Below are 25,343 nucleotides of genomic sequence, written 5' to 3' on the forward strand. Positions count from 1 at the left end.
AAGAGGTGAAAAAATGAAACGGCTTTCAATATCAAAAGAAAATACTTTAGGTGTAATTACAGCAGGCTTGTTTGTGTTAATGAGTTTTTCAATACCTGGATTCTTTTCTTCAAATAATTTAACCAATATGATGTTCCAGCTCCCGGAGTTTGGTTTAATCGCATTAGCAATGATGGTGGTGATTGTAACTGGAGGGATTGACCTATCGATTACGTATACAGCTGCCTTGTCTGGCGTGACAATCGCACTTATGGCAAGCAGCGGATATCCAATGCTAGGCGCAATCTTAATCGGTGTTTTAGTCGGGCTGAGCTGCGGATTGATTAACGGCGTACTCATCTCAAAAATCGGTGTTTCGCCAATACTGGTAACACTCGGAACGATGGTGCTTTTTGAAGGTTTGATCTTAAGCATTACGAAAGGAAATTCAATTTCAGGATTCAGTGAGGGCTATAGCTTAATTGGAAACGGCTACTATATGGGGATCGTTCCTCTTTCCATCATTATTTTTGTATTATTTGCAATAATAACAGCTATATTGCTGTCAAAAACCAAATGGGGCAGAAGTGTTTATATGGTGGGTAGCAATCCAATCGCCACATTATTTTCAGGTATAAATAATAGCAAGGTATTAATGAGGGTTTACTTATATGCGGCACTTCTTGCCACAATTGCTTCCATTATTATGACATCCCGTTATAATACTGCAAAAGTGGATCTGGGATCTTCTTATTTATTACAAAGTGTAGCGGCAGCCGTACTTGGCGGAACTGAAATTCAAGGTGGTTATGGCAAAGTTATCGGCACTGTTTACGCAGTGGTCATTTTCCAAATGTTATCAAGTGGATTGAACTTAATGGGTGTACCACGATCGATCGTAACTGTAATGATGGGGGTTATTTTAATCACGGTATTGGTCATAAACTTCGTGAAAACGAAATTAGACGAAAAAAGTCAAAGGAAGTTACCTTCAAACTCTGTAGCGTAATTTACATGACCATGTAATCTCTGAAAATACTTTAGTGAAAAATCAGAAAAATTGTAAGGGGGATCATTATGAAGAAAATGACGGGGATATTGGCAACAGCTATTTTAGCTGGGGGACTGTTAGCAGGCTGTGTATCACAAGAAGGAGCATCGGGGAACAGTGAAAAAGAAACAAGTGGCGGAGGTAGTAATGAGAAGTTGAAAATTGCCGTAGTTCCAAAATTAATGGGGATACCATATTTCAATGCTTCTGAAAAAGGAGCGATTCAAGCAGGTAAAGATCTTGGTGTGGAAACCATTTACACAGGACCTACGGAACCGGATGCTGCACAGCAAGTAAAAGTCATTGAAGACTTAATTAGTCAAGATGTGGATGTAATCGCAGTAGCACCAAATGACGCTGCATCACTCTCACCAGTCCTTCAAAAGGCGAAGGATGAAGGAATAATTGTAATGGATTGGGATACACCAGCTGATCAATCCCTTGTAGAATTATCCGTCCACCAAATAGACGATGAAGCATACGGTCGCCATATCGCTAAATCACTCGTAAAACAAATGGGTGTTGAAAAAGGGCAAATCGCTATATTAACTGGAGGGCTTTCAGCTGCAAACTTAAACACCTGGATTGATGCAGCAAAAAAAGAACTGGAAGAGAATTATCCAGGTATTGAATTAGTATCGGATAAAATCGCGACAGATGAAAAACAACAGGTGGCATACCAAAAAACACTGGATTTAATAAAATCAAATCCTGAATTAAAAGGAATCATGGCTTTTTCTACTCCGGCACCTCTTGGGGCAGCCCAAGCTGTTCAGGAAAAAGGACTGCAAGATGATATAACAGTTGTTGGAACTGCTCTACCGAAAGACTCTTCACCATATTTAAATGATGGATCTCTAGATGTAGCCATTCTTTGGGAGCCAGACAAACTAGGTTATTTAACAGTTGCCCTCGCCAAACGTCTAGCTGAAGGGGAGAAACCAGAAGATGGTTTGAAAGTTGAAAATGTAGGTGAAATTGACGTGTGGGAGGATGGAAAAACAATCATCATGGGACCACCGACAGATTTTACGAAAGACAATGCAGCTGATTTTAATTTTTAAGGTTAGATAGACCGAAAAGGCCCCTCTCAACTATCTAGAGGGGCCTTTTTATTAAATATCATTGCGTGACTTGCATGTTAGGAGATGATGAAGGGATGAATGAGAGATATACAATCGGAATTGATTTTGGCACTGAATCAGGAAGAGTGCTGCTAGTAGATATAGAGAACGGAAATGAAATGGCTACACATGTTACACCTTATCGTCATGGAGTATTGTCTAATAGGCTTCCAGACGGATGTAAACTTGAAAAAGATTGGGCTCTCCAGCATCCAGGTGATTATTTGGACGTTTTATACACTTCTGTTCCTGAAGTGATTCGGTTAAGCGGAGTAGATGCGAATGATGTGATAGGCATTGGAATCGATTTTACCTCATGTACCATTTTGCCTGTTGATAAGAAAGGAAATCCCCTTTGTTTTGATGAGAAGTGGAAAAGGGACCCTCACAGTTGGGTCAAATTATGGAAGCATCATGCCGCACAAAAAGAAGCGGATGATATTACACGCATTGCACAGGCAACGAATCAACCATTCCTGCAACGATATGGCGGGAAAATTTCTTCTGAATGGATGTTCCCTAAGATTTTACAAGTGTTACGTGAATCACCTGATATCTATGAAGAAACGGATCTATTTATGGAAGCCGGAGATTGGATTACCTTCCGACTGACGAAAGAGCTGGTACGCAGCAGTAATATGAGCGGTTATAAAGCATTTTGGGATAAAAAAGATGGATATCCGGACCCTGCTTTTTTAGCGGCTATTGATGAACGTCTTCTGGATATACTGGATACAAAAATGCGTGGTGAAGTATTACCCATCGCTGGACGGTCGGGTGGTTTAACAGAAGGGATGGCTAAGAAGATGGGGTTGAAATCTGGTACGGCTGTTTCTGTATCCATAATCGATGCCCATGCAGGTGTTCCAGCTGTAGGAGCTGTCCATCCAGGCCAATTTGTGATGACGATGGGAACCTCTACTTGCCACATGTTAATTTCTGAGAAAAAACAAACAGTAGAAGGTATTTGTGGAGTAGTGGAGGATGGAATAATTCCCGGATCATTCAGTTATGAAACGGGTCAGGTGGCTGTTGGCGATTCGTTTGCATGGTATATTGAGCAAACTGCTCCTGAGTATGTAAAGAAAGAAGCTGAGCAAGAAGGTGTCAATCTACATAGCTTACTGGAAAAAAAGGCTTCTTGCTTAAGGCCTGGTCAATCTGGGTTAGTGGCGTTAGATTGGTGGAATGGCAACCGAACAGTCCTTGTAGATGCGAACTTGTCAGGTGTGATAGCAGGGATTACTCTTTCCACGAAGCCGGAAGAAATATACCGTGCACTTTTAGAATCAACAGCCTTTGGAACAAGGAAAATCTTTGAAACCTTTGAGAATGATGGTATAGAGATAAACGATTTGTACGCCTGTGGCGGATTACCTCAAAAAAATAAACTGTTAATGCAGATATATGCCGATATTTTAAATCGTGAAATTAAAATCGCGGATGGGGAACAAGTGGTTGCATTAGGAGCAGCCATATACGCTGCCACGGCTGCCGGCCGTATAAATGGTGGGTATGATTCCATAGAGGAGGCATCCTCTAAGATGGCAAAAGTAAAAGAAGATACTTTTATACCGGTTAAAGAAAATGTAAGTATTTATCAACAACTGTATGCTTATTATTTAGAACTGCATGACTTCTTTGGCCGCGATCATATTTCCATAATGCATGGTTTAAAGAAATTGAGGAGTGTGGACTAATGATACATATTGCGGTGGATATTGGTGCTTCAAGTGGCCGGCTGGTCTTAGGGAAAATGGAGAACGGGAAATTAGTAATTGAAGAAATCCATCGATTTGCGAATGGTTTCACCACCCAAAATGGAACCTGTTTTTGGGATATTGATCATTTATTGAATGAAATCTTAAAGGGGTTAGAATCAGCAAAAAAGCTTGGATACGACCACTGTACACTTGGAATTGATACGTGGGGAACGGATTACGTATTGTTGGATGATAATGGACACAGAGTGCAAGAAGTTATCTCTTATCGTGATAAGCGCACCGAAAATACAATCGAAAAGGTCACAAGAACACTACCTAAAGAAATCATTTATCAAAAAACGGGGATTCAATTCTTATCATTTAACACGTTATACCAATTGTACGAAGAAGATATAAAGAACCTGAAAGTCACTAGGAATGTCATGACTGTGCCAGATTATTTAGGTTACTGCCTAACGGGGAAAAAGGTCACAGAAGTTACAAGTGCTTCTTCGATGCAATTATTGAATGTAAACACGAAGAAGTTTGATGAAGAGTTACTAAACCTGATTGCATTGTCAAAAGATCAATTCCCGCCTTTTGTTAATCCGGGAGAACGATTAGGGAAACTGATGAAAGAACGTTTTTCTACTTTTGATCTTCCCAATACAGAAGTGATTATCGTTGCTTCACATGATACTGCTTCCGCCATAGTCGGTTCACCTGGTAATGGAGAGAAATGGGCCTATATTAGTAGCGGAACGTGGTCGTTGCTTGGGATTGAAAGCGATAAACCGATAGTGAATGAGTTAGCCCTTAAAAACAATTATACAAATGAATGGGGTGCATACGGGACCTACCGCTTTCTGAAAAATATCATTGGTATGTGGGTTATTCAAGAGGTCAGAAGACATTTAAAGGAAGACTATAACTTCGAGCAGTTTGTATATGAGGCAGAGAAAATAAAGGTGTGCACGCAGTTCATCAACTTTAATGATAAACGATTTTTAAATCCAGAAAATATGATTCAAGAAATTCAGCAGTATTGTCGGGAGACGAATCAGGAGATTCCACATACAGTGGGAGAATTAGCGAACTGTATATTTACAAATATGTCTATTATTTATGCGATGTCCATTCGGCAAATAGAAGAGATAACGGGGAAAAGAATCGAGCAACTTCATATTGTCGGAGGAGGGGCGAAAAATGAATTCGTTAATCAACTTACGGCAGACCTTAGCGGGAAAACCATATACGCTGGACCAACGGAGGCTACGGCGATTGGGAATATACTAGTACAAATGATTTCAGGCAATGAAATAAGCGATTTACAAACGGCACGTCAGTTAATAGAACACTCGTTCCTTATAAAAAAATATGAGCCAAAAGAAAAAATTGAATCATCATCCCTGATTGAAAAATTCAAACAAGCAATTTCCATGCAAGAAGAATGTAAATAATAGGAGTGATAAAGTATGAATGAAAATCTGCATCCAGCCAAACAAATTGTTATGATCATGGAACGTGTCTATAAATATGGCATGACAACAATTTCAGGAGGAAACCTATCTATTCTAGATGAAAATGGTGACCTTTGGATTACTCCATCGGGAATTGATAAAGGAGCATTAACCATGGATGATATCATGTGCGTCAAAAAGGACGGTACATTCATAGGGAAACATAAACCATCGGTAGAGCTTCCTTTTCATCAAGGAATTTATGAAGCAAGGCCCGATATAAAAGCTGTCGTACATGCACATCCCCCGGCTTTGGTTTCCTTTAGCATGGCTCGTAAAGGACCAAACCCAAAGTTGCTTTTACATGCATATAAGAGTGTAGCAGATTCCCTTCAGGTTGCACCCTATGCGATCCCTGGAAGCGACAAATTAAAGGAAAATATTTCGGCTGAATTTGCAAAAGGAGGGGATGCGGTCATATTGGAGAATCATGGTATTGTGGTAGGGAAACCCACTATATTTGATGCCTTTATGTTGTTTGAAACACTTGAAGATACTGCTTGTATGGAAATAAATGCAAGGAATATAGGGAAACCATTTGAACTGACCGAACAAAATTTACAAGAAATAGATTTATATAAAGCGGATAAATTAACACAGATAGAAATGAAGCACCATTCTGTCGAAGAGGTTTCTTGCCGTCAAGAAATGATCAGGTTATTGGAACGGTTATATGATCGTCAGCTTTTTACAAGTATCTCAGGCAGCTTTTCAACCCGCCTTAAAGATGGCTCTATTTTAATCACGCCTGCTCAACAGGACCGTAAATATATTAAGGAAGATGAATTGGTTCTGATTCATCAGGAGTATAGTGAAGCTGGAAAGGAACCATGTGAGTTTTTTGAGCTTCATCAAAAAATATATGAGTTAAACCCGGAGCTTACATCCGTAATCATTGCGAACCCAAGATTTTTAATGGCCTATGCTGTGACAGATGTTAAATATAATACACATATAATTCCAGAGGCCTACATTGTACTTCGGGATATAGATAAAGTGCCTTTTGGAATGGGAGAAGATCATAATAGAATGATTGCAGATAAACTAGCAGAGGATAATCCTGTCCTATTAATTGAAAATGGGTATGCAGTTGTCTCAGGAAAAAGTTTACTGAGTGTATTTGATAGGCTAGAAGTAGCTGAATATAGTGCAAAAGCATTGGTGTACGCTAAAAGTATTGGCGAAGTAATCGATATTAGTGATGAAGATATTGAAGAAATTATTGAAGGTTTTAAGCTAATTGCCAAATAACGATATCAATGAAAAAAGGCAGTTCCTGGTATTATCCCCTTCAGGTAGACAGAGAAAAAAGAGAACATGATAAAATGTTCTTAACTGTCAATCTGGAGGGGATTTTTTGTATGGCAAAGAAGGGGCAAACGTTTCAAGCGTATATAGAAGAATTAAAGAGAGAAGTGGTTCGTCTGAAAGTGGAGGAAGGTTGGTCATATCGCCAGATTCGTGTGCGTTTTGGTATTAAAAGTGATGCACAGATAGCCAGTTGGGTGAAGAAAGTGCAGAATAACGAGTCTTTTGAAGATCAACGTGGTGTATGGAACCGTAAGAATTTTTCTAGTGTCGAAGAGGAAAATACCTATCTAAAAGCGCAGGTGGATTATTTAAAAAAGCGCAATCCAAATCTACATGGGAAGGAATGGTCCTGAAAGCCGAAAGGTTTCAAATAATCGATGGTTTGAGGAAAACGTACCCACTTTCGTGGCTATTAAAAATCGCTGAAGTTTCAAAGGCTGGATACTACAAATGGCGGAAGACACATTCTGCTCGTTCTTTGCGACTTGAGAAAAATTTATGGATAAAGGAACATATTTTAGCCATCCATAAGCTACACCCCTACTACGGATATAAACGGATGACTGGAGCTTTGTCCAGAGAAGGAATCGTTGTAAACCACAAGCGTGTTCGTCGATTAATGAGAGAGTTGGGGGTCCAATCAGTCATTCGGAAGAAACGCCCTTTCTACGGTCGAAGAAGGTCAGTTGTATTTCATAATGTCTTAAATCGTGAATTCTACGCAGAGATGAGGTTTCATAAGTTAGTAACAGATATAACCTATGTACGGATTGGAGACACGTTTGCCTACCTTTCCGCCGTTTTAGATTTGTATAATAATGAAATTGTTGCATGGGAAGTTTCTACACGAAATGATCTTGAATTGGTTCATAATACGCTAAACCAGCTAAGGGACAAGCCGTTTAGCAAGGGGGCTCTCCTGCACTCAGATCAAGGATTCCAATATACGACGAAATCATATGAAAATCAGGTGAAGGAACTCGGCATTCGAGGAAGCCACTCTCGTCGTGGCAATTGTCACGACAACGCGTGTATAGAAAGCTTCTTCTCACATTTAAAAACAGAAAAGTTATATTTAAAATGTCCAAAAACAGCAGAGCAAGCTTATCTAGCTATTCAAGAGTATATAGAGTTTTACAATACGGCTCGCTTTCAAGAGAAATTCAACGGCCTTTCCCCAATTGAATATCGAGAAAAGGCCGCAGCTTAAAAAATACTCTTTTTTTAATGTCTACTTGACAGGGTTATGTGCATCCTAAGCTCTCTATTTATATAGAGGGCTTTATATATGTTACAATACAAAAACAAACAAAAGTAAACAAAGATTATATAGATAGGAGAAAGTTGGTATGCTTGTAGCTCAAAGACACCAAAAAATTGTCGAACTCGTAAATGAACGTTCGAGTATTCGTGTTACAGAATTAAGTGAAATCTTTTCAGTAACAGAGGAAACAATCCGACGAGATCTCGAAAAGCTTGAGAAAGAAACAAAACTAAAACGCAGCCACGGCGGTGCCGTTAGCCTGCAAGAAGATGATTCGGAAATCCATTTTTCCGAAAGAGTGATAACAAATGTCAACGAAAAAAAAGTGATAGCATATGAAGCGGCAAAGCGGATAGTGGAAGGTGACAGGATTATTTTAGATGCAAGTACAACTGCCTGGTATATGTCAAAAGCCTTACCAAACATACCGCTAACGGTTATTACCAATTCCACCAAAGTGGTGATGGAATTGAGTAAAAAAGAAAAAATAGAGGTTATTTCAACCGGGGGAAGATTGCTGTCAAAGTCTTTATCATTTGTTGGTCCGATAGCAGAGAAATCATTAACGATGTATCATGTCAACAAAACGTTTTTGTCTTGCAAGGGGATTCACTTAGAAGAAGGACTCAGTGATTCTAATGAAGGGCAGGCTTTATTAAAAAAGAAAATGATCGAAAGGTCGGATGCAGTGATCCTGATGGTGGATTCCTCAAAGTTTGGAAAAAAGGCGTTTTCATTAATCGTTCCGCCTAGTGAAGTGGATGAGGTCATTACGGATAGAGAAATAGATGAAGCATCAAGAAAATTGCTTGAAAAAAGAAATGTAAAAGTAACGATTGTAAAATAAAATAGAATCATTAGCGACAGTTGGGAAATGTGTCCTTTAAAGCGAGCAATCTATTATAGAGGTTGGGTATCTTTACGGTACCCAATCTATTTTTATTATTGCCTCGTTTCAAAAAAAAAGGGCTTTCAGTTTAGTAACATGCTTGCGTGAGGGAAAGGCAGGAGACGTACGGGGTTGTGAATATTACCAATAGGAAGGGAAAGGGGGTTTTGTCTTAAGTTTCGCAGAAAAAATACCATTAGGGTAAAGGGCAAACGAAAGGGCAGACGTGAAACGTTAATTTTTTCTGGAAATTTACATATAATCGAAGAGAAATAGATTTATTTGGTCTTTGGTGATAGTTGAAAATGGAAAACCTTTCCGTTAACATATAATTAGATTCATATAATAGGAGGTTGCGCATTGGTTTTACACATTAAAGAAGTTACGAAAAAATTCGGGGATTTTACAGCAGTCAACAAGCTTGATTTAACTATTCCCGAAAAAGAAATGTTCGGCTTTTTAGGCGGGAATGGAGCGGGGAAAACGACCACGTTCCGGATGATACTCGGCCTGCTTGACCCTACTGAAGGGGAAGTTGTCTGGGATGGGAAGAAAATCGATTATACGACCAGTTCAATGATTGGCTATCTTCCTGAGGAACGCGGACTATATCCAAAACTGAAAGTGCGCGATCAAATTGTTTATTTGGCTAGATTAAGAGGGATGAACAAACGCGATGCTTTGAAAGAATTGGAGTATTGGCTGGATCGCTTTATGGTGCCCGATTATATCGATAAGCGAGTTGAAGAGCTTTCAAAGGGAAATCAACAAAAAATCCAGCTGATCGCTTCAATGATCCATAAACCTGAATTACTTATTCTTGACGAACCCTTCAGCGGACTGGATCCAGTGAACGTGGAAATCCTGAAGAAAGCGGTCATTGACTTAAGGGACAGCGGCACGACGATCGTTTTCTCGAGCCATCGCATGGAGCATGTCGAGGAGATGTGTGAGCATCTTTGCATCATGCATAAAGGTTCACCTGTTGTGGCTGGAAAGTTAAAAGAAATCAAGCGTTCTTTTGGTAAAAAGAATGTCTCAATTAAAGCGGATTTTGATCTATCTTTCTTGGATCATTATGCAGGTGTAACAAAAGTCAAGAACACGATGGAAGGGAAAGTTCTTCAAGTAACTGGTGAAGATGTGGCTGAGAGCATGCTACGTGATCTTGTTCCAAGAGGTTTCGTCCGGAAATTCGAATTGGAAGAACCATCGCTAACAGATATTTTCATTGAAAAAGTAGGTGCCGTCTATGAATAAATTTTGGATTGTCCTTTCCCATACATACCTATCAAAATTAAAGACGAAATCCTTTATCATTTCTACAATCATTATGATGGCACTGATTCTCCTTCTTTCGAATCTTTCGAATCTTATTGATAAATTCGACAGTGATGAACAGGAAAAGGTTGCCGTAATCGATCAGACTGAAGGCGGTTTATTTGATTCTTATAAAAATGCTGTAGCAGGTGTGAACGATGACCTATCGATAATATCCGCCCAGGATGAAAAGGAAGCGGAGGAAATGGTCAGCGCGGAAGAAATCGTTGGGTATTTATTAATCCAAAAGGATAAAACTCTCGGCTTCAAGGGAACGTACAAAGCGAATCAAATTTCAGATTCTGCGGTAAGTAATGATTTACTATTAGCGCTTACTCAGCTGAAGGGTCAAATAACGGCGAAGGAATTGAATTTGACAGAGCAGCAAATCGCTCAATTGAATACGCCGCCAGCATTTGATACGATTGCTCTTCAGAAAAATGCAAAAACGGAAGAGGATCTCAATCAAGCACGCGGTCTCGTGTATGTGCTCCTATTCGTGATTTACTTCGGTGTGTTGATGTATGCAACGATGATTGCAATGGAAGTCGCTACTGAGAAAACATCACGAGTCATGGAAATCCTGATTTCAAGTGTCCCGCCAGTCACACAGATGTTTGCCAAAATAATGGGTGTTGCTTTACTTAGTCTTACTCAAATGATTTTATTTTTTGGGGTGGGCTATTTCTCGATTAAACAAAACTTGACAGGTATGGATGAAGGATTCTTTTCATTTTTCGGTTTCGGCAGCACAGATATCTCAACGATCATTTATGCAATCATCTTCGCTTTGCTTGGGTATTTTCTGTACGCGACTCTTGCAGCATGCCTTGGATCCGTTGTCAGCAAAATTGAAGATGTCCAGCAAATGATTTCACCGATGACCATGTTAGTTGTCATCGCCTTCATGATTGCAATGTTTGGACTGGGGAATCCGTCAGCCAGTTATATTACGATCACATCATTCATTCCATTTTTCACGCCGATGATCATGTTCTTGCGCGTAGGGATGCTTGAGGTTCCATTCTGGGAAATCGCCATCAGCATTGCTGTCTTGATCTTAACGATTGTTTTACTTGGAATAATCGGAGCAAAAATCTATCGTGGTGGAGTCTTGATGTACGGTAGCTCAAAATCATTGAAAAGCATCAAGAATGCCCTGCAATTATCCAAGAAAAATTAACATGAAACCTGGATCTTTCATCCTGTTGGAGGGGTTCAGGTTTTTTAAAGTTAATAAAATAGGAACGAAAAGTAGCATAGATATAAGGGAACATAAATATATTCCCTTTATGCAACCACGATTAGGAGTGAATTATTATGAGCAATCTGGTAACGTTGACGATAGTTTCAGAAGTGTTTCTCTTGCTATCCTTCATCATTATTATTTTATCAACCAAGAATCCGAAAAGAAATGTTCTCTGGGTCATCTTGTTCATCATTGGAGCTGCTCCGCTTTTATATTTAGCCATAGATCATGTGAAAAACGATTATATGGACGCAAATATCGGACTGGGCCTTGCCTTTATGTATACCTGGTTATACAGCGCAGTTGCTTTTATCATTGGCATCATTCTTTTAGTGAAAAAGAAAAGGAATAATAATATGTCAAAAGAACTGTGATAATCACATTGGAATCTTAAATTAAAAGAAAATAATAACGCTGAAGAACCATAAACGATACCCCGAATAACGGACACACATCAAAAAGTCCCTTATCCGGGTTTTTTTATGTTTCAATAGGTAGAATGATAATGGACGGAGGGTTTCTATGAGTAAGAATAAATAACCTATAATCCTGATACCTGGAAACTGGACGAAATTTTCATTATTAGAAAGTTCTGTAGTAACATCCAAAGGAGATGGAAAATCATATATATATATGCGAATTTTATTCCTAAGTATGCTTAAATGGCTACTATAATCCTTAAAACAATTAGAACATCTGCAAGTCTGGCGAAACATAGGAAAAATCCTGCTCAGCGTTTAGGAACTGCCAAAAAAGTACATTCTTGGGATGATATAATTCATTAACGATAGTCGAATGAAATTCCTTTTTCTTATTGGCTCTTTTCGTAAAGATTGTTGTTTTTAAAACGAAACTATTTAAGGTTGATTGGAGCGGAAGTGCGAGACTCCTGCGGGAGCAGCGGGACAGGTGAGACCCCACAGGTGTTTACGCCGAGGAGGCTCACCGCCCGCCCCGCGGAAAGCGAGCATCTGGAGGGGAAATCAACCACAACTCACTACCTGGTAAGTAGCAACAAAGTATGTGAAAACAGCCTTCTTCTTCAACTAACAACGCAGGTTTGTGAAAGAAGGAGAATCAATTTTAGTAAGATAATCTTGTTACATTGGTATCTCACCTGAGGAAGTATTAAAGGCATAACAAGATGGTTTATATGAAGAAATATTAAGATCATGTTCCGACGGGGAATAAGTTGGTTAATGTAAATACAGCGTAACATTATATTATACATTGGACTTCGATTGATGGCTATATTGCAAATGAGGATGGTATATTAGAGTGGTTAGGATCAACAGAAATAGAAGGAGATTCTGGCTACAATTCAATCCTCGAAAGAATAGACACCGTTGTTATGAGAAAAGGAACTTATGATGTCATTCGTGGATTTGATATGGATTATCCTTATAATGGCTATAAAAATCATATTTTCTAAATCTGTTAGTGGATCAGATGAATATGCTTCATTTATTAATGAAGATGTCAAAACCTACATTAAAAAAAGATGATACCACACAGAGATTGAAGAAATTTGCGACACTCCTGCCGAAATGACTGGCTAGCCGGGCCCCTGCGAGACTTGGCAGATAGGGAGCAGGCTCTGAGCTTAAGAATAATAAATGATAAAAATACAGATAGTAATAAATGATGCACATAAATCTTTCTCTTTGCATAGGGTAGGAGGGTATGGTATATTTAATTTTGAGGAGGGATGGGCAAATGGATGAAATGATGAATGGTCAAGATGCGGTGAATGAAGAAGAATGCTGTACGGCCTCTTCCCACGGCCGAAAGAGTCATCACTCAGAAGCAGTAAAAAAGAATTTAACGACCCGGTTAAATCGAATTGAAGGTCAAATTCGCGGTATAAAGGGTCTTATTGAAAAAGATACGTACTGTGATGATGTGATCACCCAAATAGCAGCTACACAAAGCGCGATGAATAGTGTAGCCAAGATTTTATTGGAAGGCCATCTAAGGAATTGTGTGGTGGAACGCCTGAATGAAGGGGATACAGAGGTTATAGATGAAGTGCTTGTAACGATACAAAAATTAATGAAAAAATAAAGGAGCAGTGGATAAAATGGAAAATGTAACATTGAATGTTAGTGGAATGTCTTGTGGTCATTGTGTGAATGCAGTTGAAGGGAATGTAGGAAAACTTGCAGGTGTTGAAAGCGTAAAAGTGCATTTGGATGCAGGAAAAGTAGATGTAGCGTTTGACAAGGAAAAAGTATCACTTGAGAAAATAAAAGAAACAATCGATGATCAAGGCTACGATGTCGAGTAAGTTATGAGAGTGCTGTTAAGCACTTCTTTTTTACAAAGAAATATACCCCATAGCGGTATAGGGAGGCGGGATGAAGTGAGCAGCCAAATAAAAGAAACAAGTTTACAGATTTCTGGAATGACTTGCGCTGCCTGTGCAAACCGAATTGAAAAAGGGTTAAACAAAATGGAAGGCGTTGAGGAAGCCACCGTTAATTTGGCACTTGAGAAATCGGTTATTAAATATGATTCGGAAAAACTAAGCAACCAGGACTTTGAAAAGAAAATTCAAGATCTTGGCTATGATGTAGTAAAAGAGAAAAAGGAATTTACGATTACTGGCATGACCTGTGCTGCCTGTGCTAACCGAATAGAAAAAGGGTTAAATAAGATGGATGGGGTGAGCATGGCTAATGTCAATCTAGCGCTTGAAAATGCGACCGTCGAATATGATCCTTCCCAAGCTTCCCCAATTGACATCATTCAACGGGTTGAGAAGCTGGGGTATGGGGCGATCATCAAGGAAGATAAAGTGGAATCCGTGAATTTCCGTCAAAAAGAAATACAAAAACAAAAGAATACATTCATCTTTTCGGTCATTTTATCTTTTCCATTGTTATGGGCGATGGTAAGCCATTTTAGTTTTACTTCATTTATCTATATGCCTGATTTCCTCATGAATCCTTGGGTGCAGATGGCATTCGCAACCCCCGTTCAATTTTTGATTGGAAAGCAGTTCTATGTTGGAGCTTATAAAGCCCTGAGAAATAAAAGTGCCAATATGGATGTATTAGTCGCGATGGGAACATCCGCTGCCTATTTTTACAGTGTCTATCAGGCGATCATCTCGATGGGGTCCCATCACAATACGGCACAACTTTATTTCGAAACCAGTTCGATTCTTATCACCCTCATTCTTTTGGGGAAGCTGTTTGAAGCAAAAGCAAAAGGACGTTCTTCCGAGGCCATCAAAAAATTGATGGGGCTTCAGGCCAAAACGGCATTGGTTTTAAGAAATGGGGAAGAAAGGGAAATACCACTTGAGGAAGTCATCGTAGGGGATACGATTTTGGTGAAGCCGGGTGAAAAGATCCCTGTCGATGGCAAGGTAATCGAGGGGAACTCTGCCGTGGATGAATCCATGTTAACGGGTGAGAGCATTCCGGTCGATAAAACAAATGGGGATACTGTTATTGGTTCAACATTGAATAAGAATGGGTTTCTCAAAATGAAAGCGACGAAAATAGGAAGGGATACAGCTCTTTCCCAAATCATCAAAGTCGTCGAAGATGCTCAAGGTTCGAAAGCGCCGATTCAACGGCTTGCTGACCAAATTTCCGGTGTTTTCGTTCCCATTGTTGTCGGAATTGCTCTTTTAACTTTTCTGGTTTGGATGATTTGGGTTAACCCTGGAGAATTCACACCTGCTTTTGAAGCGATGATTGCAGTGCTAGTCATAGCCTGCCCATGTGCTTTAGGCCTGGCCACTCCCACCTCTATCATGGCAGGGTCTGGAAGGGCTGCCGAATTCGGCATCTTATTTAAAGGCGGGGAACATCTGGAAACCACCCACCATATTGATACGGTCATCTTGGATAAAACGGGAACGGTAACGAATGGTACCCCTGTGTTGACAGATGTCCTCATTGAGAATGGTATGGAGGAAGAACAGTTTTTATCATTAGTCGGTGCAGCTGAAAAACAATCTGAACACCCTCTTGCTCAATCAATCGTTCAAGGAATTCAAGCAAGACAGATTTCACTTGCAGCGGTTGAGGAATTTGAAGCGATGCCTGGATACGGGATTAGAGCTGTGGCGGATCAAAAAGTGATATTCATCGGAACCCGTAAATTGATGAAGCAAAATAACGTGGATATCACTAAGGCGCTAACAGCGATGGAAGAATTTGAAGAGCAAGGGAAGACTGCAATGCTCGCTAGCATTGAAGGGGAATATGCCGGACTCATTGCTGTTGCGGATACGATAAAAGAAAGCTCGCTTGAGGCGATTAAAAGGTTAAAAGCAATGGATATCCAGGTCATCATGATAACCGGGGATAATCAAAGAACAGCAAATGCCATCGGACATCAAGTTGGCATTGACCATGTAATCGCAGAAGTCCTTCCTGAAGGGAAAGCCGAAGAAGTGAAAAAACTGCAGGCCGCCGGTAAAACAGTGGCAATGGTCGGCGATGGGATAAATGATGCGCCCGCGCTGGCACTAGCCGATATAGGAATGGCAATAGGAACCGGGACGGACATAGCCATGGAAGCTGCCGATATCACTTTGATCCGGGGTGATTTGAACAGTATTGCAGATGCCATCCTCATGAGCAGGAAGACGATGAAAAACATCAAACAAAACCTATTCTGGGCTTTTGCCTATAATGTAATCGGAATACCAATTGCGGCCATCGGACTTCTTGCCCCGTGGTTAGCGGGTGCTGCCATGGCCTTCAGTTCAGTGTCAGTTGTATTGAATGCACTTCGCCTTCAACGGATAAAACTTTAAAGGTCATGTAGCATATATAGAAGGCAGTTGTACTGACTGAATATACCATTCTACGGGCGTATGAATTATAATCATCCAAATAAAGCCGATGATTCCTTGGCAAGAGGATCATCGGCTTTCATCTGGAATGAGCGGCAATGTTACTGCAACTCTTATAGGTTGTCAAACAGCTTATTTTAAACAGTAAAAAACATAATCTGTAGGTGTGCCATTTTCGCCTTGTTGATGGAGCATCGCTGATACATTACCGCGATGATAGGTCCCATGATTCACTACATGATGGATGAGGTCGGCAAGTACAAACTCACAAGCCCCCATTTTCGGATGTTCGGTTACAATGGTCCGTTCAAGATCAGGCTGCGAAGTAAGGAAATTGTCGTAATCCTTTGCAAGTTCATCATATGAGGATTCCAGTTCATATAAAGTGATTCCGTCCACTTCTTTCCGACGCTGTTCAACTTTCTTAAAAGTTTCTTGAACTGTGCTTCCTTTCATTATCTCCAACCAGGTAATATCTGTTGCGTAAAGGTGAACAAGGACTTCCTTGACTGATGGAAAGACACTTTTTATCTTGTCTCCATAGACTCCTTCCGGTAATTGTTTTAGTTTTTGGAACACTTGCTGATTAGCCCAAACATGGTAATCATACATTTTCTTGGCACGATTATTTTCCATTTTTTCACTCCTTCAATTGTTACATATCCTTTTCGACATCATTTAAAGAATTCCTTTATCAAAGGCTGCTTCCTAATCTGATAATTTGTCCATGCAAATGCTTCGTTTTCTACATACCATGATAATAGATGCTATCCTACTATTGTTATTACGTTTGATTGCCATCAAAGAGTCCAGGAGTGTGAAAATTCACTTTATTTTCAAATGTTGTTAATATGATAGTAACTCTTATCGAGAGGTGGAAAAAAATGAGAGCAGATGCTGTTTTTGAAGGTGGGGGGGTCAGGGGAATTGCTTTTATTGGGGCAATTCAAGCAATGGAAGAGGAAAATGTCGAATGGGAAAGACTTGCTGGGACATCAGCAGGAGCAATAATAGCTGCTCTTTTGGCTAGTGGCTATAAAAGCCATGAAATTAGAAAAAAGTTTAGTGAAATCAATTACTCAAAGATTCGAGGCAGGACAATTCTGAATCGAATTCCCATTTTGGGCTTCTTTTTGGAACTCATGGTTCATCTTGGGATTTACAAAAATGATTATTTGGAGACATGGGTGGATTCACTTCTTTCAGAAAAAGGGATAAAGACATTCGCGGATCTTCCAGATGGAAAGTTGAAGATCATTGCTTCTGATGTTTCGAATGGAAAGATGCTTATATTGCCAGATGATTTGGACCGCTATGGTATGTCTCCTGCTGATTTAAAAGTTTCAACTGCTGTTATGATGAGTGCCTCCTTACCATTTTTCTTCCGTCCGGTTATTTGGAAATCAAAAGATCGGAAAAAATCCTACATTTTAGATGGTGGTTTACTTAGTAACTTCCCGATATGGATATTTGATACCGACAATCCTCGTTTTCCAACATTCGGATTCCATTTTGTGAAAGATGAAGTTAACATAGGCGGGGTTATCCCAACGCCCATCCACCTTTTCAAAAATATATTTAAAACGATGCTTCAAGCCCATGATTTACGACATATGAACGAAGAAACGATTGAACGCACCATTCAAATTCCTATTGGCGGCATCAATGCAACGGATTTTGAACTGAATGAGGAAGAAATCAACTTTCTCTATAAATCAGGCTATACTTCTGCAAAAGAATTTTTGTCGAATTGGGATTTTGAACAATATAAGGCCAAACGCTTGCAAAGAGTCAAAAAAGAGTAGGAGAAACATTCCTCTATCATTCGGTCCAAAAGGGGGAAAGAGGGGACAAGGAGCTGCTACAACGGCTCTTTTTCTTATTGAATGAACGAACCAATCGTTTAATTCAAAAGCAATAAGTGGAATTACAATCATAAAAAATTAATATAATATATTATTTTATAATTATCTAAATGAATAAACGGAAAACAAAGAATAAAAGAAGAAAACAAAGTTGGAATAAAGATTATGAAATTCAATGAATAGATCCTCAAGGAGAAGTAGTTGGCGTATCTGTATGCACTGTGAGGAGCGGAGAATGAGACAAAAAATATAGATGTAGTGAGAAAGGATGGGATCTTCGTTAAACATCCCGGCTTTCATTAAGGTTTAGTAAGTCCAATAGAAAAGTGGATACAGTTGCGCCAAGCGAACAATTAATATCCCACTTTTCTGGTAGATTTCAGCTGCCTTAACAGGTACGTCTATGGTCGGCCCACATGTATCAGGACTGCTTGCTTTTCTTATAGAAAAATAATAAAGCTTAACCGTTGTTTAACATTGCCCGAGATTTATGAGGGATAGAATGGGCTCTCAACCATCCCGGCAGCAAAGCTAGAGATAGAAATGAAATGGATTGTGGGATAAAGTCTGTTAAGATTTTACTACTTAAAAAAACGTCTATCAATTTTCCCCACTTGGCATATAACATTTACTAGGAATATAATCCTGAAAATAAGAATAAAGATTGACATTCACACATCCTCATAATACGATACTTTACAGAATAATAGGAATTATCTTTTTATTTTTTTGTTAGAAAACCAAAACTCGGTTTTATATTATAAAACAAAAGCCTCCTTGTATATACATATTCTCCAAGAGTGAACTGGGCTTTTTCTTATTTTGGAAGCGCTGCCAATTTAGGCGTTTTATATAACAAGGGGGGATAAGGTATGGAAGCAAGAATGGAAACAAAGCAAGAAAAGCCATTAAATTTTGGCCGGAAATTTCGCTGGACAGTTGTCATCTGGTTATTGATTGGGGGAATAATCAACTATCTAGATCGTGCCAATCTCTCCATTGCAGCTCCCGAAATGATGAAGGAACTCGGGCTAAGCGTGACCGAAATCGGGTTATTGGGAACCTTTTTTTCTTGGAGTTATGCATTAATGCAGCTTCCTTCAGGCTGGCTGATCGATCGGTTCGGGACCAAAAAGGTGTATACAATCGCGCTTATTTGGTGGAGTGGTGCGACCATCTTAACGGGAGCCGTTCATAAAATGGGTTCATTTATTGCTGCAAGGATTTTACTTGGAGTGGGTGAAGCACCGTGTTTTCCTACAATGGCTAAGATTACATCGTATTGGTTCCCAAAAAAGGAACGCGGCCTGGCAACTGGAATTTGGGATTCTTCTTCCAAATGGGGACCTGCCATTGCACCGCCACTTCTCGTTTTCATTATGGTGACTTTTGGGTGGAGAGCGTTGTTTTATATTACGGGTGTAATCGGCATCATTTTCGCGATCGGTTTTGTTATTTTTTATAAAAATCCTGAAAAAAGCCAAAAACTTTCCAAGGAGGAATTTGAATACATTAAGTCGGAAGGTGGTGGAGTGGAGCGAGGCATTCAATCATCAAAAATAAAATGGGGTTCGTTATTTAAATATCGAAGCGTATGGGGGATGATTCTAGGCTTCTTCTGTACCATCTGGATCTGGAATATTTTCCTTGTATTCCTTCCCCTTTATTTGTTTGATGTCCATCATGTCTCACTTAAAGAAATGGGTATATATGCTGGTATTCCTTGGCTTGGCGGAATCTTTGGCAATATTTTCGGAGGATATCTTACTAAAAAATTGGTCGACAAGGGAATTACTACACCTATTAAAGCAAAGCGTGCCTTAATTAGTATATGTGCCATCTCGGCCGCTATTGTTGTGTGTGCAGTTCCACTTGTTAAAGGGCTCGCTATTACCTTACTTTTACTGACCCTTGCTCTTTGTTTTATTTCTGCCATTACAGGCAGCGCATGGGCACTCGCCGGCGACATTGCCCCTCCTTCTATGGTTGCTTCCGTAGGAGCAATTCAGAATTTTGGCGGTTATTTTGGTGGTGCCTTTTCCCCTGTTGTGGCAGGCATGATAGTGGATACAACTGGATCTTACTCTTTCGCCTTTATATCTGGCGGTTTAATCGCCGGATGCGCAGCAATCTGTTATTGGTTTATTGTAAAACATCCTATTCAAGAATAGTATTATCGAGGAGGACATAAATTGAAGCCAAAAGTGTATATAGCAAGACCAGTACCGGCCAAGGTAGAGGCATTTATTTCGAAGTATTGCCAGTATGAAAAATGGAACGGCCCTGAACCCATTACCAGAAGCCAACTGTTAAAGCAAATTTCTGATGCGGAGGGACTGCTCATCACAGGAGAAAAAATAGATGATGAATTTCTGGACCATGCACCACGTCTAAAGGCTGTCAGCAATATCTCGGTAGGCTACAACAACTTTGATCTGGAGGCAATGAAAAAGAGAAGCATAATCGGTACAAATACACCTGGTGTTCTCGATGAAACCGTGGCTGATTTAGCTTTAGCCTTAATGCTCTCAGCAGCCCGTCGTATTCCGGAAATGGACAAGCTTGTAAAGGATGGCAAGTGGGGAAATAAAAGCGATGAACCCCTCTTTGGCGTTGATGTTCATGGAAAAACATTGGGCATCATCGGTATGGGGAGGATAGGGGAATCTATTGCAAGACGAGCCAAATTCGGTTTTAACATGGAAGTTTTGTATCATAATCGGCGAAGGAAATCCGAAGTGGAGGAAACGCTCAGTACAACCTATTCTTCTTTAGATCACCTTTTACGGGAATCAGATTTCGTTCTATTAATGGTCCCTTATACTCCGGAGACGAGGCATCTTATGGGACGGGAGCAGTTCGTACTGATGAAAAAATCAGCGATCTTTATCAATACATCCCGGGGTCAGACGGTGGACGAAAAGGCCCTCATAGAAGCACTGCGAAATAAGGAAATTCTTGCAGCCGGTTTGGATGTATTTGAAAAGGAACCCATTTCGCATGACAATCCGCTTTTAGCCATGCCTAACGTGGTAACCATGCCCCATATAGGTTCAGCTACTCATCAAACACGATTTGATATGGCCATGCTTGCGGCGAAGAACCTCGTTGCTGTTGTTACAGGAAGGGAGATAAGCAATGTTGTCCCTGAATTGAAAGGATTTCAGTCACTAAAATAGTAATGAATCATTAACACAGCGGTAATATTAGGTTGACCCATTTAAAAGAATCTTTGATAAAAAAGGCATCCATTCATTTTGGATGCTTTTTAATTAGGAAGAGTGATGATGTTAACAATTACTCTAATGATTTAGCGGATATTACATAAAAATTAGACCACGAGTCCATGAAAAATATAAGAAGTAAGAGAACCATGAAGTATTAGTTCATACCTGTTTTTAGACATATTCTAAATCATTTGGTTCTTTTTCATTTGTAAGTAAATTCAACAGTTCATCTAGTTCCTGGCTTTTATGTAATGTTTTTGGGGCAGTAAATCCATAAATCAATCCGGTGGTTATTAGTTCTTTCCTCAATATCTCAATTTTTTCAAATAATGCTTCCATACTCTCCAATGTAGAATCCTCAAGTGCTTTCTTTTTTTGTTATGAAACTATTATTACATAAATTAGGATGTTTTTAAACAGAAAGTGAGTATTCACTCATAAAATTATTGCTAAGCATTAATGTCCGATTTTAGAAAACTATGATGATTTCTAAACCTTCCTTTAAATTGATGTTTCCTTACTGCGGTGGGATTCAACCAAGTGATGTCGATCTTTCTTTTATTCCATTATTTCGCTGGCTTCTTTAGGCTTTTATAGTTTTAAAGGTTTATTGTAAAAATAGCCCCTGGAAGTTATTTGTAACGATTAAATAAATGATTCGTTAAGAGAACTAGGCTGAAAGACTGTCGTTAAATGTAAAAGTTTGTAGGGCTATGTAAATGCATGAGTGAATCAAAACTCTTTTTGTATTCAATGGGTATCATAAGGCCTGCCTAAAAATTCCTAATTTATTGATTTATTGATTTACACATCTTCATACACCTTTAAAAATGGCCTTCTATACTTGAACCAGATTCAAATAATAGGAGGGAAAGATCAATGAATAATGAAAGAGCAATGGATGATTTAATTAAGAATTGGAGCGAATTAGGTAAGAATATGGACCGCCGAAATTTTATCCAGGGAGCGAGTAAGCTTGCCGGACTTTCATTAGGTCTTGCCCTTGCCCAATCAATGGGCGGGATTGAAGTGAATGCTGCCCCGAAATTCAGTGATTATCCATTTACTCTCGGTGTAGCTTCAGGAGATCCGCTCTCGGACAGTGTCGTTTTATGGACAAGGCTGGCACCGGATCCGTTGAATGGAGGAGGAATGCCAAAAGAAGCCATTTCGGTTAAATGGGAAGTGGCAAAGGATGAGAATTTCAGAAAGATTGTCCAGCAAGGCAAGGAAATAGCCAGGCCGGAACTTGGCCACTCCGTACATGTGGAAGTAAGCGGGTTAAAACCTGATAAAGTCTATTTTTACCGTTTTAAAAGCGGCGGGGAAGTAAGTCAGACTGGGAAAACGAAAACACTTCCGCCAATAGGTTCAAGTGTTTCGAGCTTGTCATTCGCGTTTGTTTCATGCCAGCAATTTGAGCATGGTTATTATACGGCCTATAAACATTTGGCAAAGGAAGATCTGGATATTGTCTTCCACCTTGGCGATTATATATATGAATATGGACCAAATGAATATGTTTCTTCTACAGGTAATGTCCGTGTACATAGTGGACCAGAGATCATTACACTTGAAGATTATCGGAATAGATACGCACAATATCGCTCTGATACCCATTTAAAAGCGGCACACGCAGCTTTCCCATGGGTCGTGACTTGGGATGATCATGAAGTTGAAAACAATTATGCAAATGTCATCCCGGAAAAAGGGCAATCGGTAGAAGCTTTCATCAAGAGAAGGGCCGCCGCTTATCAGGCTTACTATGAGCATATGCCCCTTCGCAAATCATCTTTGCCTAAGGGAGCGGATATGAGGTTATACCGAAATTTCACATATGGCGACCTGGCCTCTTTCTTTGTATTGGATTCGCGTCAATACCGGGATGATCAGGCAAACGGTGATGGAAGTTCACCGCAAACGCCTGAGTCACTTGATCCGAAACGGACATTACTAGGTCCAGAGCAGGAACAGTGGCTAACTGACAATCTATCAAAATCAAAAACGAAGTGGAATGTTCTGCCTCAGCAGATTTTCTTTGCACAACGGAATTATGGAACACCAACCGCCCCAAAATTCAGCATGGATTCCTGGGATGGTTACCCGGCTGCACGCGATCGCTTAATTGATGTAATCAAAAGCAACAACCTGGAAAATCTGGTCGTATTGACCGGTGATGTACATGCAAGCTGGGCCGCCAATTTAAAGGCGGATTTCGATGATCCAAATTCAAAGATTTTCGGAGTGGAGTTTGTCGGCACTTCGATCACATCTGGCGGAAATGGTGCGGATAAGCGTGCGGACACGGATAAAATACTAAGTCAGAATCCGCATATAAAGTTCTTTAATGATTACAGGGGATATGTCCGGTGCAAAGTAACACCAGAACAATGGAAGGCGGATTACCGTGTAGTCCCATTCGTGACAGAACCAGGTGCGGATATATCGACAAGAGTATCCTTTGTTTTTGATAAGGATCAAACAGGGCTGCGAAAGGTTGCATCAGCAACGGTTATGGAAGGTGTACAAAAAACGAACGAAGTCGAGGAGGATCGGACACGTGCCCATAATCGCGCACATGAAAAACAAAGAATGAAAAGTCAGGGGAAAGTGACTAATTGATAGGGAATCCTTATGATGCTTGACAGGAATGTAGCGAAGAAAAATGAGAAGAACAGAGGAGTGAGTAGGAATGCTTTCAAATATAGGAATACCCGGTTTGGTGATTGTCCTTGTGATTGCACTGATTATTTTTGGACCGTCCAAACTGCCGGAAATAGGCCGTGCATTTGGCCGGACATTATCCGAATTCAAAAGTGCAACCAAAGGATTGGTGAATGATACAGAAAAAGAAGAAGAAAATGAGAATAAAGCTGCATTAAGAGCTGTTAAAAAAGAGGGATGAAGTAAATGAGATAGAGCGGGCGGAAAGACTCGCCTGCTTCTTTTCATGAGAAAGGTTAGAGGGGCCGCTATTTGCAAAGTGGCAAATAATATGTCTAAAAAGGGGGAGTGAAAGTGGAGAGTAAGGATTTACACGTTATTGAGCATATGGAGGAACTCCGAAACAGAATCATTAAAACACTGATAGGCTTTGTGGCCTTTTTCATAATGAGCTTCATATTCGTACAGGATATTTATAATTTACTTATTAAAGATTTGGAAGGAAAGCTTGCCGTGCTCGGGCCGAGTGAGATCCTATGGGTATATATGATTATTGCTGGGGTTTGCGCAATAGCTGCAACGATTCCGCTTGCAGCCTATCAGTTATGGCGCTTTGTGGCTCCAGCTTTGAAACCGGAAGAGAGAAGGGTTACATTTCGCTTCATACCCGGACTGTTCATTCTATTCATCACAGGTATCTCATTTGGATATTTTGTGTTGTTTCCAATAGTTCTGGGTTTCCTAACTTCCCTATCGGCCGGGCAGTTCGAGATGATGTTCACTGCGGAAAAGTATTTTCGTTTCATGATTAATTTGATCTTACCTTTCGGGATTTTATTCGAGATGCCGCTTGTGGTCATGTTCCTGACCAGATTAGGCATCATCAATCCAGCAGTGTTGAAAAAGTCTCGCAAGATTTCTTATTTCGTCCTGGTCATCATCTCAATCCTGATTACACCTCCAGATATAATTTCGGACATTTTGGTTATCGTCCCTTTACTTGTGCTTTATGAAGTGAGTGTACAGCTGTCCAATATGGTTTATCGTAAAAGGCTTATGAAGGATGAGTCAGCATTATCCGTGACATGAAAAGGATAATCACAGCTATTGAAAGTAACATTTCTTGGGAAATAATGGGGTATAAAAAAGTAGAGGGGTATAATCCCCACTACTCAGACTAGACTGTAGACAAACTCGATGAAAATCAAGTTTGTCTACAGTATTTTTTGGTTTCATCAATTTGGATGTTGGTTTTTGTTCAAGGACTCGCTTTCCGCAGGAGTTACGGAGTCTCCTGGTGGCTCCCTAGTAGTGCTTATCCGTCAGGAGTCTCACACTTTCCTCTCCAATCAACTTTGTTA

21 protein-coding genes are annotated in these 25,343 nt (G+C 39.9%); 19 read left to right on the forward strand and 2 right to left on the reverse strand.

The genetic code is table 11. The features are described 5' to 3' along the window. Nucleotides 1–13: 13 nt before the first annotated feature. The 13 genes from AC0VX1_RS10655 to AC0VX1_RS10715 all read left to right on the forward strand — a co-directional run bounded on the left by AC0VX1_RS10655 (nt 14) and on the right by AC0VX1_RS10715 (nt 16,187). Nucleotides 14–988, forward strand: a complete 975-nt coding sequence (locus tag AC0VX1_RS10655) for an ABC transporter permease (protein ID WP_475471152.1) — start codon at nt 14–16, stop codon at nt 986–988. Nucleotides 989–1,056: 68 nt separating this feature from the next. Beyond that, the gene (locus AC0VX1_RS10660; protein ID WP_413002701.1) at nt 1,057–2,094 is read left to right on the forward strand and encodes an autoinducer 2 ABC transporter substrate-binding protein; all 1,038 of its coding nucleotides are present in this window, start codon (nt 1,057–1,059) and stop codon (nt 2,092–2,094) included. 95 nt (nt 2,095–2,189) lie between these two features. Next, on the forward strand, nt 2,190–3,854 hold the full coding sequence (locus AC0VX1_RS10665) for a ribulokinase (RefSeq protein ID WP_475471155.1): 1,665 nt from the start codon (nt 2,190–2,192) through the stop codon (nt 3,852–3,854). Next, on the forward strand, nt 3,854–5,317 hold the full coding sequence (rhaB, locus tag AC0VX1_RS10670; protein WP_475471157.1) for a rhamnulokinase: 1,464 nt from the start codon (nt 3,854–3,856) through the stop codon (nt 5,315–5,317). Before AC0VX1_RS10665 ends, rhaB begins: the two co-directional genes overlap by 1 nt. Nucleotides 5,318–5,332: 15 nt before the next feature. Beyond that, entirely contained in the window at nt 5,333–6,628 is a 1,296-nt protein-coding gene (locus AC0VX1_RS10675; RefSeq protein WP_475471159.1) for a class II aldolase/adducin family protein, read from the forward strand. Between the two features lie 110 nt (nt 6,629–6,738). After that, a protein-coding gene (locus tag AC0VX1_RS10680; RefSeq protein ID WP_475471161.1) for an IS3 family transposase occupies nt 6,739–7,898 on the forward strand; the annotation gives its coding sequence in 2 pieces (ribosomal slippage) (nt 6,739–6,997 and nt 6,997–7,898; 1,161 coding nt in all). Nucleotides 7,899–8,037: 139 nt separating this feature from the next. Beyond that, complete coding sequence (locus AC0VX1_RS10685) at nt 8,038–8,799, forward strand: DeoR/GlpR family DNA-binding transcription regulator (protein WP_101221779.1); 762 nt, start codon at nt 8,038–8,040, stop codon at nt 8,797–8,799. 402 nt (nt 8,800–9,201) lie between these two features. Continuing rightward, the gene (locus tag AC0VX1_RS10690; protein WP_057276035.1) at nt 9,202–10,101 is read left to right on the forward strand and encodes an ABC transporter ATP-binding protein; all 900 of its coding nucleotides are present in this window, start codon (nt 9,202–9,204) and stop codon (nt 10,099–10,101) included. Continuing rightward, nucleotides 10,094–11,344, forward strand: a complete 1,251-nt coding sequence (locus tag AC0VX1_RS10695) for an ABC transporter permease (RefSeq protein WP_413011038.1) — start codon at nt 10,094–10,096, stop codon at nt 11,342–11,344. Before AC0VX1_RS10690 ends, AC0VX1_RS10695 begins: the two co-directional genes overlap by 8 nt. 137 nt (nt 11,345–11,481) lie before the next feature. Further along, nucleotides 11,482–11,784 (forward strand): hypothetical protein, encoded by a 303-nt coding sequence (locus AC0VX1_RS10700; RefSeq protein WP_328144175.1) that lies wholly within the window; start codon nt 11,482–11,484, stop codon nt 11,782–11,784. Between the two features lie 1,351 nt (nt 11,785–13,135). Further along, nucleotides 13,136–13,474, forward strand: coding sequence for a metal-sensitive transcriptional regulator (locus tag AC0VX1_RS10705; RefSeq protein ID WP_223255974.1), 339 nt, complete (start codon nt 13,136–13,138; stop codon nt 13,472–13,474). A 16-nt stretch (nt 13,475–13,490) separates the two neighbouring features. Beyond that, nucleotides 13,491–13,697, forward strand: a complete 207-nt coding sequence (copZ, locus tag AC0VX1_RS10710) for a copper chaperone CopZ (RefSeq protein ID WP_053534714.1) — start codon at nt 13,491–13,493, stop codon at nt 13,695–13,697. 75 nt (nt 13,698–13,772) lie between these two features. Beyond that, nucleotides 13,773–16,187, forward strand: a complete 2,415-nt coding sequence (locus AC0VX1_RS10715; protein ID WP_475471164.1) for a heavy metal translocating P-type ATPase — start codon at nt 13,773–13,775, stop codon at nt 16,185–16,187. A gap of 171 nt (nt 16,188–16,358) precedes the next feature. Here AC0VX1_RS10715 and AC0VX1_RS10720 read toward each other — a convergent pair whose 3' ends face one another. Next, on the reverse strand, nt 16,359–16,862 hold the full coding sequence (locus AC0VX1_RS10720; protein ID WP_475471166.1) for a DinB family protein: 504 nt from the start codon (nt 16,860–16,862) through the stop codon (nt 16,359–16,361). 248 nt (nt 16,863–17,110) lie between these two features. Between AC0VX1_RS10720 and AC0VX1_RS10725 the strand changes: the two genes are divergently transcribed. The 3 genes from AC0VX1_RS10725 (at nt 17,111) to AC0VX1_RS10735 (ending at nt 21,270) form a co-directional block, all read left to right on the forward strand. Next, nucleotides 17,111–18,031, forward strand: a complete 921-nt coding sequence (locus tag AC0VX1_RS10725) for a patatin-like phospholipase family protein (RefSeq protein ID WP_475471168.1) — start codon at nt 17,111–17,113, stop codon at nt 18,029–18,031. A 932-nt stretch (nt 18,032–18,963) separates the two neighbouring features. Continuing rightward, nucleotides 18,964–20,262, forward strand: a complete 1,299-nt coding sequence (locus AC0VX1_RS10730; RefSeq protein WP_475471170.1) for an MFS transporter — start codon at nt 18,964–18,966, stop codon at nt 20,260–20,262. A 21-nt stretch (nt 20,263–20,283) separates the two neighbouring features. Beyond that, on the forward strand, nt 20,284–21,270 hold the full coding sequence (locus AC0VX1_RS10735) for a 2-hydroxyacid dehydrogenase (protein WP_475471171.1): 987 nt from the start codon (nt 20,284–20,286) through the stop codon (nt 21,268–21,270). 219 nt (nt 21,271–21,489) lie between these two features. Here AC0VX1_RS10735 and AC0VX1_RS10740 read toward each other — a convergent pair whose 3' ends face one another. Beyond that, nucleotides 21,490–21,657 (reverse strand): aspartyl-phosphate phosphatase Spo0E family protein, encoded by a 168-nt coding sequence (locus AC0VX1_RS10740; protein WP_082352106.1) that lies wholly within the window; start codon nt 21,655–21,657, stop codon nt 21,490–21,492. Nucleotides 21,658–22,197: 540 nt separating this feature from the next. Between AC0VX1_RS10740 and AC0VX1_RS10745 the strand changes: the two genes are divergently transcribed. The 3 genes from AC0VX1_RS10745 (at nt 22,198) to tatC (ending at nt 25,071) form a co-directional block, all read left to right on the forward strand. After that, complete coding sequence (locus AC0VX1_RS10745) at nt 22,198–23,940, forward strand: alkaline phosphatase D family protein (protein WP_413011054.1); 1,743 nt, start codon at nt 22,198–22,200, stop codon at nt 23,938–23,940. Between the two features lie 70 nt (nt 23,941–24,010). Next, the gene (locus tag AC0VX1_RS10750; protein WP_034312740.1) at nt 24,011–24,223 is read left to right on the forward strand and encodes a twin-arginine translocase TatA/TatE family subunit; all 213 of its coding nucleotides are present in this window, start codon (nt 24,011–24,013) and stop codon (nt 24,221–24,223) included. A gap of 146 nt (nt 24,224–24,369) precedes the next feature. Continuing rightward, nucleotides 24,370–25,071, forward strand: coding sequence for a twin-arginine translocase subunit TatC (gene tatC, locus AC0VX1_RS10755; RefSeq protein ID WP_413022939.1), 702 nt, complete (start codon nt 24,370–24,372; stop codon nt 25,069–25,071). Nucleotides 25,072–25,343: the final 272 nt, after the last annotated feature.

The organism is Peribacillus sp. QJM3NY_7 (assembly GCF_056173225.1).